This window comes from Dermacoccus sp. UBA1591, assembly GCF_002322065.1.
Classification (GTDB): Bacteria; Actinomycetota; Actinomycetes; order Actinomycetales; family Dermatophilaceae; genus Dermacoccus; species Dermacoccus nishinomiyaensis.
In genome coordinates this window covers 1-8,900 of sequence record NZ_DCNR01000113.1, presented here as the reverse complement: position 1 = coordinate 8,900, position 8,900 = coordinate 1, and the positions used below count along the sequence as shown (strand labels likewise).

Here is an 8,900-nt window from a genome sequence, read left to right as displayed (position 1 = left end):
ACCGGTGCCGTCAAGACGGTCGTCGACGGCGAGGGCGTCACCCACCGCGCGAAGGCCGTCATACTCGCGATGGGCTCGGCATACCGCGAACTGGGCCTTCCCGACGAGAAGCGCCTCTCCGGCCACGGCGTCTCGTGGTGTGCGACGTGCGACGGCGCGTTCTTCCGCAACCAGGAGATCATCGTCGTCGGCGGCGGCGACTCGGCCGTCGAGGAAGCCACGTTCCTCACGCGCTTCGCCGCGAAGGTGACGATGGTGCATCGGCGCGACGAGCTTCGCGCCTCCAAGATCATGGCCGAGCGCGCCGAGAACGACCCCAAGATCGAATTCGCCTGGAACAGCGAAGTCGTCGCCATCCACGGCGAGGACAAGCTGACCGGCGTGACGCTGCGCGACACCGTCACCGGTGACGAGCGCGAGCTCGCCGCGACCGGCCTGTTCATCGCGATCGGCCACCTGCCGCGCAACGAGCTCGTCACCGGGCAGATCGAGCTCGACGACGAGGGTTACGTCGTCGCGCAGGAGCGTTCGACGCACACGAACGTCGACGGCGTCTTCGCCTGCGGCGACCTCGTCGACCACACCTACCGTCAGGCCATCACGGCCGCCGGTTCGGGCTGCTCCGCAGCCCTCGACGCCGAGCGCTTCCTCGCCCACCTCGACGCGGCGGGCGAGCCCGCTCCCGACGCGTCCCTCACCGCGGAGCCTCAGGGCGCCGACGCGGCGCGCTGATCATCTTCGACCGACCAAGAACCATCGACCACGGGTGCCGCTTCGCCGGTGCCGGCACAGAGGAGAACATCATGGGAGCCACCAAGCCCACCACGGACGCCACGTTCGACGCCGACGTCCTGAAGAACAGCAAGCCCGTCCTCGTCGACTTCTGGGCCGAGTGGTGCGGCCCCTGCCGCGCCGTCGCGCCGATCCTCGAGGAGATCGCAGCGGCGAACGCCGACAAGATCGACGTCTACAAGCTCAACACGGACGAGAACCCGGCGATCTCCGCGAAGTACGGCATCACCGGCATCCCGACGATGAACGTCTACCAGAACGGTGAGGTCGTCAAGACGATCGTCGGCGCCATGCCGAAGCCGAAGCTGCTGCGCGAGCTCGAGCCGTTCCTCGGCTGAACCGAGCCGCATCACGACACTGTCGGGCACGCAGCGTCCGACGACGAAGCCCCGGCCCACCAGACATGGTGGGCCGGGGCTTTTCGTCTCTACCCCCGTGCTGCCCTCCCCTTGCGCCCAGATGCACCCGGGTGCACTTGGACGCAAGGGGGGCGGCCGTCAGCGGTTCAGCGGTTCTTGTCGAACTCTCGCTTGATGGCCGCCCCGCAGATGCCGAGGACGACGAGGCCCAGCATCGCCATGCCCCAGTCGCCGTGCATGACGTCGCCGATGACGAAGTAGGCGAAGATCAGCGCGAAGAGGCAGAAGATGACGAGCTGCGGCGTCGCCGTGCGGCCCCGACGGCGGTCGATAGCGTTGTCGCTCAGCGGATCCGTGCCGTCGATCAGCGGAGCGTCGGTGATGTCGGAACGCGTCAGATGCCCGTCCTGCGTCTGCGCCGTGGCCGAGCTGCCGTCAGAATGATTGACCTCAGGAGCCTCATTCGGGTCGAGACGCTCAGCCACGTTCGATCCCGAGAGCGTCCATGATGCGGTTGAGGTCGTCGACGGAGGCGAACTCGACGGTGAGCTTGCCCTTGTTCTTGCCCATCGTGATGCCGACGCGGGTGTCGAGCTTGTCGGCGAGATTGCTGGCCCAGTGATCGAGATCCGGGTTGGTTTCACGTGGAACAGCGCTCTTGCGCGGCTTCGTGTCGTCGCCGAGCGCGATGATCTCCTCCGTCGCGCGCACGGAGAGGCCCTCGGCCACGATGCGCTGGGCGAGCCGCTCCATCGCGGCGGGGTCACTCATGCCGAGCAGGGCACGGGCGTGGCCGGCACTCAGGACACCCGCGGCGACGCGACGCTGCACCACCGGCGGCAGCTTGAGCAGGCGGATCGTGTTGGAGATCTGCGGGCGGCTGCGGCCGATCTTCGTGGCAAGCTCGTCGTGCGTGCAGCCGAAGTCCTCGAGCAACTGTGCGTAGGCCGCCGCTTCTTCGAGGGGGTTGAGCTGGCTACGGTGCAGGTTCTCGAGCAGGGCGTCACGCAGCAGATCCTCGTCCGTCGTCGAACGGACGATGGCCGGCACTGTCGCGAGACCGGCCTCCTGCGAGGCCCGCCAACGCCGCTCACCCATGATGAGTTCGTAGGGCGTCTGCGCGTGATCCGGGTCGCCCTCCGGCACGGGCCGCACGACGATGGGCTGCAGAACCCCGATCTCGCCGATCGAGTGGACGAGTTCGGCCATGTGCTCCTCGTCGAACACCGAGCGCGGCTGCTTCGGGTTCGGGCGGATCAGCGACTGCGAGATCTCGGCGAACGACGCACCAGGCACGGGCGCGAGGTTCGACGTCACGTCCCTCTCGTCATCAATGCCGGCCGCGTCATCACGCTGTGCCGGCTGCGCTTCGAGCTTCGCCACCTCTGTTTCACGTGAAACGCTCGGCGCCTGCCCCGCGGGCTGCGTGACGGCGGCCGCGGCCGCGGCGAGGTCGTCGTGGCGGCGGTGCGTCGAGGCGCGCGATTCGGTCCGGGGTTCGGTACCCCGCGGCGCCTGGTGCGACGGGCGCGGCGTGAGGGCTTCGCTGAAGCGGCTCGCACGGGCCTCCGGGGCGCTGGGTTCGTCGCCGTCCTGCGTGCGCGAGGCCTTGGAGTCGGTGAAGAAGACGTCCGTCGGGCGCGTCACCCGCGTCGGTTCGGTGGTGTTGGGGATGAGCGCACCCAGGCCACGGCCGAGTCCACGTCGCTTGTCGTTCATCGAGGTCCACTTCCTACACGGTGGGTCAGGCGGGATGAGTATGAGAAGGCTGCGTACGACGTCGCAGCATGACGGCGATCGCCGTCGGGCGTCACGGCGTCGGTCATCGTCCGATTCGCCCCGAAGGCTCGGGCACGCTAGCACCGCGCAGGGCGATCTCCCGAGCAGCATCGCGGTAGCTCGTCGCACCGGTGCTCGTCGGGTCGTACGTCATGACGGTCTCGCCATGGCTCGGCGCCTCCGAGATGCGCACCGAGCGCGGCACGAGCGCGCCGAGCACCTGCTCGGGGAAGTGCGCGCGCACCTCGTCCGCGACCTGCGCGGAGAGGTTGGTGCGCCCGTCGTACATGGTGAGAAGGATGGTCGAGACGTGCAGCCCGGGGTTGAGGTGCATCTTGATCATCTCGATGTTCTTGAGCAGCTGGCTCAGCCCCTCGAGCGCGTAGTACTCGCACTGGATGGGGATGAACACCTCGTCAGCCGCGACGAACGCGTTGACGGTGAGCAACCCGAGGCTCGGCGGGCAGTCGATGAAGACGTAGTCGAAGCGCTCGTCCGGGGTCGAGTCAGCCAACTGCGCGTTGATCGAACGGTGCAGACGGGATTCGCGAGCGACCAGGGAGACGAGCTCGATCTCCGCGCCGGCGAGGTCGATCGTCGCCGGCGCACACCACAGGCCGGGGATGTCGGGGCACTGGGCCATGACCTCGTCGATCGGCGTTCCTTCGACGATGACGTCGTAGACGCTCGGCACGTCGGAGTGGTGCTCGATGCCGAGAGCAGTGGAAGCGTTGCCCTGCGGGTCGATGTCGATGACGAGAACCTTGAGCCCCGCCTGAGCGAGCGCCGCCGCGACGTTCACGGTCGTCGTCGTCTTCCCGACGCCGCCCTTCTGATTCGCGACCGTGAGCACCCGCGGGTGCGTCGGGCGCGGCAGTTGTTCGACGCCCGTGAAACTCACGCGCGCCGGCCTGGGCTCGGCTGACGGTGCCTCGGGTTCGGCGTGGAGCACATCGCGTCGTCCTTCGTCGTCCATGGGGTGCTGTGGGTCGTCGTGATCTGTCACGCCTTGCCAGTCGGTGTCCGTCGCGCGTTCGAAGCTGGGAACGCGGGGGCGGGCATGGCGGCGAGCGCGACGCGACGGCAGGGGTGAGCGCGCAGCCAGGGCGGAATCAGCCTCGACGCTCTGCGACTGCGGAGCGTCTGTGGCCTCGGACCCGGCATGATGACGCGGCACGTACCCCTCGCTCTGCGCAGAATTGCGGTGCGACACATCCTCTTGTGACGCAGTGCCCTCGGGCACCTCGGCCGTGCCCTGATCTGCCGATGCCTCGTCGACGACGGGACCGGTCAACGTCACCGCCGTGGCGGCATCCCCCACACCTTCGCCATCGGAGACGGCGACCTCGGCCTTCGTGTCAGCGGCACCAGAGTCAGCACGGTCGTCATCGGCCCGGGCGTCGGTTGGGGTAGCGGCCTCGACGTCATCGACCGACTCGGTTCCATCCGCGTCACGCGGCGCGGGAGCCGTCGGGGTCGATGTTTCACGGGGAACAATCGTCCCGCCGAGCAGGATGTCGTAACCGAGCGCAGCTCGCACGTCAGAGACGGCATCGCCGGCTGGGGCGGCATCCTCGCCATCCTGCATCTCGCGAGGTGAGGGTTCCGATTCCCTCATGGGTGCGGCGTCCTGGTCAGCGGCCGACGGCTCAGCGACCTCGTCAGCGACATCGGTCGTGCGCTGGCCGGTGACCTCCGAGACCTGCGGATCCATCATCGGCTGAGGTGTTTCACGTGAAACGTCAGCACCGACCGGGCCCTCAGCCTGCTCCGTGACGACCGGATTCACCACCGTGACGACCGCATCACCGCCGAGGCTCTCGGCCGCTGCGGTGGAGATACCCTGCCATCCGACGGGCTCTGGGCTCGGGCCCGTGTGCGCGACGCCAGGCCTGTGGGTGGGCCAGCCGACTGGGGCAGTGGATGTCACCGGTTCTCCTCGGATTCGCGTTGACGGCAAGACCCCATTGTGTCACCTGTGGCGCAGGGGGCGAACGCGGCTGTCCCCAGGCCTGACGTTGCCGTCACACCTGGGGACAGGGAATCACGTGGGGTGGCGCACCGGCACCGGAGAGAACCTCAGGCGCGCCGATCTGGACGGCGGGACGGCTTCTGCTTGGTCTTGTCGATCGTGCCGGCCTGCTTGCGCGTGAGTTGCGGCGCGACGCCGTCGACGGTGAGCCGGACGGTCACCGTCGGTGGCTCGACGGTGCCCTCGCCCCACGTCTCCACCTCAGCCGTGCGAACACGCAACCGGCGCAGTACGGCCTCGTCCTCGTCACGCTCTTCGGCGGCACTCGAGCCCTTGAGGACGAACATCTCGCCGCCCCGGCTCACGAGCGGCAACGACCAGCGCGCCAGTTCCCCGATGCGCGCGACGGCACGTGACGTCACGACGTCGAACGTGCGCTGCCCCCACAACTCGTCCGCACGGGCGCGCACCACCTCGACGTTCGGCAAGTCGAGTTCTTCGACGACGTCGGCCAGCCACGTCGTCCGTCGAAGCAGAGGTTCGACGAGCGTCATCGTGAGGTCGGGGCGGGCAATGGCGAGGACGAGGCCGGGCAGCCCAGCGCCGGCACCGATGTCGGCAACGTGCGCCCCCCGGGCGATTCCGGGGTGGACGACGGCGCAGTTGAGGACGTGCCGTTCCCACATGCGCGGCACCTCACGCGGGCCCATGAGCCCGTGGCTGACGCCGGTGTCGCACAGGGCGTCGACGTAGCGCGTCATGAGCGGCAGCCGGTCAGCCAGGAAGGCTGCTGCCGTGTCGGGTGCCGGAGGCGGCGAAGACGCCTGCGGTGCCGCAGGCGTCTTCGCGTCGTGCTCGTGAGCGGGCTGCGTCATGCTGCCGTCTCACGCTCGAGTTTCACGTGAAACACGATCATTCGGGCAGCACCACGACGTAGCGGTTCGGCTCGGCGCCCTCGGATTCCGACGTCAGCCCCGCGGCGAGCACCACATCGTGCACGACCTTCCGTTCGAACGCGGTCATCGGCTCCATCTCGACCTTGGCGCCAGTCTTCTTCGCTTCCGCGACGGCGTCAGCAGCCTTCGACTCGAGAGCGCTTCGTCGCTCGGCACGATGGCCGGCGATGTCGAGCATCGCGCGGCTGCGCTCGCCCGTCTCAGCCTGGACGGCGAGACGCATGAGTTCCTGCAGGGCGTCGAGCGTCTTACCGCCGGAGCCGACGAGGGAGCGCGGCACCTGGCCTTCCTCGGAGTCGACGATGGAGACGGCCGCGCGGCCTCCCTCGACCTCGACGTCGATGTCGCCGTCGAGGTCGGCGATGTCAAGCAGCTTCTCGAGGAAGTCCGCCGCGATCTCACCTTCGCGCTCGAGGTTGGTGACGCCAGAGCGTCCCGGTGCCTGTTCGGTCATGATGACGTCCCTCTCACTTCTTGCGCTTCGAGCGCGGCGTGTTCTTCTTCGGCTGGTTGCGCGGCCCGGTCTGCGGCGCCTTGGTGGCCCGGCCGTTCTCGCGCACCGGGTTCGTGGCCGCGGGTGTCTCGACGACGCTCGACTCGACGACGTCGTCACTCGCAGCCGCCTTCTTCTTCGACATGGAGACCTTCGATGCGCCGGCGGGGCGTGCACCCGTCTTGAGGCCCTGCTGTTCGCGGGCCTGTTCTTGCGCCTTCTCCATGGCCTGGGCGAAGCGGCCCTTCGGTTTGCCCTCGTTGGCCTTGCGCAGATCGTCCATCGTGACGGTCTTGTGCTCGCGCCCCTTGGCGCGGTTGCGCTCCTCGAGCTTCTTCTCGGCGGCCGATCCGGGCGTCGGCATGCGGTGGATGACGAACCACTGCTGGCCCATCGTCCACACGTTCGTGACGAACCAGTAGATGAGGACACCGATCGGGAAGTTCACACCGGAGATCGCGAAGAAGATCGGCATCAGGTAGATGATGATCTGCTGCTGCTTCGCCATCGGCCCCTCGAGTGCGGCCTTTGGCATGTTGCGTCGCATCAGCTGGTGCTGGGTGATGAACGACGTCGCCGACATGAGGACGATGAGCAGGATGGCGACCCACTTGGCCGATCCCCAGCCGTCCGTGCCCATGAAGGTGTCGGACAGCTTCGCACCGAACAGCTTCGAGCTCTCTGCCTGGCCGGCGAGCGACCTCGTGAGGAAGCCGATCTCATCGTGACGCCCGTCAGCGATCTTGCTCAGGTTGTTGAGCACCCGGAACAGCGCGAAGAAGAACGGCGCTTGGAGCAGGATCGGCAGGCACGAGCCGAGCGGGTTGGTACCGGTGGTCCGGTACAGCTCCATCATCTCTTCCTGCTGCTTGGCGCGGGACTCAGGATCCTTCTTGCCCTTGTACTTGGCCTGGATCTTCTGCATCTCTGGCTGCACGAGCTGCATGCGACGCGACGCGTGGATCTGCTTGACGAACAGTGGGATCAGCAGGATGCGCAGCACGATGACGAGGCCGGCGATGGACAGCGCCCACGTCCAGCCGGACGCCTCGGGCAGGCCGACGAGCGAGAAGAGCTTGTGCCAGCCGACCATGATGGCGGCGACGAACCACTCGAGTGGATAGAGCAGGGTGTCCATCAATCATCCTTCGCAATGATGTGGGCGTGAGTCGACGCCGCTCGCGAACGAGCAGGCGTCAGGAGGTCTTCTTCTGAGGAACGTGGTCGACCCCGCCGGGGTTCCACGGATGGCAACGGCCGAGCCGCTTGAGCGTGAGCCAGGTGCCCTTGATCGGGCCGAATCGCTGCAGGGCCGTGAGGCCGTACGTCGAGCACGACGGGTAGAACCGGCACGTAGCAGGCAACGCCGGCGAGATCCACCGACGGTAGAAGCGGACGACCACGAGCAGCGGCCACACGACGACGCGGCGCCAGCCGTGCTGTTCGTCCGGCACCGGTGTGGCTGACGCGGCGTGGTCGCCGGGCACATCATCGCCGGCCGGCGCTCGAGGCACCCCGGCACTCATCGTCGAACCCTGGACGCGTCCTGATGCGCCCGGTCCGATGGTTCGCGTGAATCCGTTTCACGTGAAACATCCTGTGGTCGCTGACGTCGCGTCGCCTTGGCGAGCATCCGATCGAACTCCCTCGCGACGTCGTGGCTCGAGGCACCGGCGATCGCCGGGTTCGCGCGCACGACGATGTCGAGCCCGGGGTCGATCTCACTCAGCGCGTCCCGGGCGACGTGCCGCAGCACGCGTTTGGCCCGCGAACGCACGACGGCGTTGCCCACGGCCTTTGAAACGACGAAACCGACGCGCGGCCCCACCCGATCCTCGGGTGAAAGGCCGAACGCGTCGGCGTCGATCACATGAACGGCGAGCAGCGAGCCACCCGCGCGCCCCGCACGTCGATCCCGCAGGACGGCGCGGTACTGCCCTGCGTCACGAATGCGATGCTGAGCAGGGAGCACGGCCGGTCGTGGGCCGAACTCAGGCGGAAAGCTGCTTGCGACCCTTGGCGCGTCGGTTCGCCAGGATGGCGCGGCCGGCGCGGGTGCGCATGCGCAGACGGAAGCCGTGCGTCTTGGCGCGGCGACGGTTGTTGGGCTGGAAGGTGCGCTTGCTCACGTCGAACTCCATTGGGGAAGGGCGAACGCTCGCGCGCCGCCGTCGTGCTGATGGTCAGGGTTGTCGCGCCACCCGCACGTGACGGGCTCCAGGCTCTTCGAACCTTCGGCATCCCACTCCTGCAGCACCAGCAATGGCGGCCCACAGGGCCTGCCCATCGGCGAAAATACCTTGGAACGGCACGCATCGAGGCGGTGGATCACCGTCATCGGGGCGCAGACAATCGTCATCCAGCTTACGCATGCGGGGCCAACAGGGTCAAAACGTCCGAACCTCCACTCCATACCCAACAGCGCGCGCACGCGAATAACACATCTGTGATTCACACGCCGCCGCACAAATCCAGTCGACACGCCGTTAGCCTGACGAGAAAACGACATTCCCCTCGTCTGGCGCGCACCGCCCGATGATCCCCCGGAC

The 8,900-nt window shown here is 67.8% G+C and carries 12 protein-coding genes; 2 read left to right on the top strand and 10 right to left on the bottom strand.

Annotation, left to right across the window (positions count from 1 at the left end; genetic code table 11):
• Both B2284_RS12985 and trxA read left to right on the top strand, forming a co-directional pair.
• Positions 1 to 732, top strand: a 732-nt coding sequence (locus B2284_RS12985; RefSeq protein WP_286697611.1) for an NAD(P)/FAD-dependent oxidoreductase, incomplete at its 5' end; no start/stop codon positions are given.
• A gap of 71 nt (positions 733 to 803) precedes the next feature.
• A complete protein-coding gene (gene trxA, locus B2284_RS12980) occupies positions 804 to 1,130 on the top strand; it encodes a thioredoxin (protein WP_006944697.1) in 327 nt (108 codons plus the stop codon).
• 167 nt (positions 1,131 to 1,297) lie between these two features.
• On the opposite strand, the gene B2284_RS12975 is transcribed toward trxA, so the two are convergent.
• The 10 genes from B2284_RS12975 to B2284_RS12930 all read right to left on the bottom strand — a co-directional run.
• Complete coding sequence (locus tag B2284_RS12975) at positions 1,298 to 1,636, bottom strand: hypothetical protein (RefSeq protein ID WP_006944618.1); 339 nt, start codon at positions 1,634 to 1,636, stop codon at positions 1,298 to 1,300.
• Positions 1,629 to 2,870 (bottom strand): ParB/RepB/Spo0J family partition protein, encoded by a 1,242-nt coding sequence (locus B2284_RS12970; RefSeq protein WP_006944763.1) that lies wholly within the window; start codon positions 2,868 to 2,870, stop codon positions 1,629 to 1,631. The genes B2284_RS12975 and B2284_RS12970 overlap by 8 nt, the downstream gene beginning before the upstream one ends.
• 103 nt (positions 2,871 to 2,973) lie before the next feature.
• Complete coding sequence (locus B2284_RS12965; RefSeq protein ID WP_083607247.1) at positions 2,974 to 3,906, bottom strand: ParA family protein; 933 nt, start codon at positions 3,904 to 3,906, stop codon at positions 2,974 to 2,976.
• A 1,103-nt stretch (positions 3,907 to 5,009) separates the two neighbouring features.
• A complete protein-coding gene (gene rsmG, locus B2284_RS12960) occupies positions 5,010 to 5,777 on the bottom strand; it encodes a 16S rRNA (guanine(527)-N(7))-methyltransferase RsmG (protein ID WP_038566261.1) in 768 nt (255 codons plus the stop codon).
• Positions 5,778 to 5,814: 37 nt separating this feature from the next.
• On the bottom strand, positions 5,815 to 6,312 hold the full coding sequence (locus tag B2284_RS12955) for a Jag family protein (protein WP_006944720.1): 498 nt from the start codon (positions 6,310 to 6,312) through the stop codon (positions 5,815 to 5,817).
• Between the two features lie 13 nt (positions 6,313 to 6,325).
• The gene (yidC, locus tag B2284_RS12950; protein WP_006944685.1) at positions 6,326 to 7,489 is read right to left on the bottom strand and encodes a membrane protein insertase YidC; all 1,164 of its coding nucleotides are present in this window, start codon (positions 7,487 to 7,489) and stop codon (positions 6,326 to 6,328) included.
• Between the two features lie 58 nt (positions 7,490 to 7,547).
• On the bottom strand, positions 7,548 to 7,877 hold the full coding sequence (gene yidD, locus B2284_RS12945; RefSeq protein WP_081873519.1) for a membrane protein insertion efficiency factor YidD: 330 nt from the start codon (positions 7,875 to 7,877) through the stop codon (positions 7,548 to 7,550).
• Positions 7,874 to 8,323, bottom strand: coding sequence for a ribonuclease P protein component (rnpA, locus tag B2284_RS12940; protein WP_006944739.1), 450 nt, complete (start codon positions 8,321 to 8,323; stop codon positions 7,874 to 7,876). Before rnpA ends, yidD begins: the two co-directional genes overlap by 4 nt.
• A gap of 19 nt (positions 8,324 to 8,342) precedes the next feature.
• Positions 8,343 to 8,480, bottom strand: a complete 138-nt coding sequence (gene rpmH / locus B2284_RS12935; RefSeq protein ID WP_006944663.1) for a 50S ribosomal protein L34 — start codon at positions 8,478 to 8,480, stop codon at positions 8,343 to 8,345.
• On the bottom strand, positions 8,477 to 8,900 hold a 424-nt coding region (locus B2284_RS12930; RefSeq protein WP_286697610.1), incomplete at its 5' end, for a hypothetical protein. The genes B2284_RS12930 and rpmH, both read right to left, overlap by 4 nt.